Source organism: Nitratireductor aquibiodomus NL21 = JCM 21793 (genome assembly GCF_000615975.1).
GTDB lineage: Bacteria > Pseudomonadota > Alphaproteobacteria > Rhizobiales > Rhizobiaceae > Nitratireductor > Nitratireductor aquibiodomus.
The window spans coordinates 1-692 of the sequence record NZ_BAMP01000201.1; the positions used below are offsets into that span (position 1 = coordinate 1).

A 692-nucleotide genomic window follows, 5' to 3' on the forward strand; every position below is an offset into this window, starting at 1 on the left:
AGCACCGCCAACGCCCCCGGACTGGCGTGAGGCTCCGCTGTTTGTCATGCGCCCGGCCGACACACGGACCGCCGCCGCGCCGTCATCCGATGCACATTCCGCCGACGCCCAAGCTTCCGTTCTGGCGCGCGGTTCCGCCGATGCGGAGCCGCAGGACGGCGGCATTATCGTGGCTCGCGCGGGCAACGGGAGAGCGCCATGAAGACGGCATTCTCGCGCTCGGCGCGATCCGTTCCAGTGTCCAGCCAGGCAGGTTCACGCCTGTCTGAATTCCCGGCAGGAAGGGCGGAAAGGGCAGAAAAGGCGGAGGGCAAGATAAAGGAACATGGCACCACGTCGGGCCAGTTCTCGAAATTCTTGTTGTCTGCACACTGTTTAGCGGCCGCGCGCGCGGCACGGCATTTTTCGGCCCCACGTGCCGCGTGTTTGCGCAAAGCTTTGGCGTTGCTGGATTTTGACCGGCACCATGGGCGGGAATGGCCCATTTTCCGGGGATTCCGGCCGGAGGCGCGTCCATGAGCGCCGACGATGAAATCCGCTTCCGGCCGAAGCCCGGCCGCATTCGATCCGACACGCCGCGCGCGGGCAAGGCCAAAAGCTTTCTGACGCAGGCCAAGAAGCTCGCCCGGCAGCACAGCACGGCCCATCCGAAATACTCACCGCGTCTGCCCGCGCGCACCGGCGCGAACGCC

The 692-nt window shown here is 66.3% G+C and carries 1 protein-coding gene and 1 pseudogene; both read left to right on the top strand.

The annotated features are described in order from the left end of the window. Window positions 1–202: pseudogene (locus tag JCM21793_RS29855) on the top strand (lytic transglycosylase domain-containing protein); the annotation flags it as partial. Next, entirely contained in the window at window positions 199–519 is a 321-nt protein-coding gene (locus tag JCM21793_RS29425; RefSeq protein ID WP_155983521.1) for a hypothetical protein, read from the top strand. The pseudogene JCM21793_RS29855 and the gene JCM21793_RS29425, both read left to right, overlap by 4 nt. Window positions 520–692 lie beyond the last annotated feature (173 nt).

What these genes read in the sequence shown, in the direction of transcription:
- JCM21793_RS29425 (WP_155983521.1), top strand. Translation starts at nt 199, where the DNA reads ATGAAGACGGCATTCTCGCGCTCGGCGCGATCCGTTCCAGTGTCCAGC.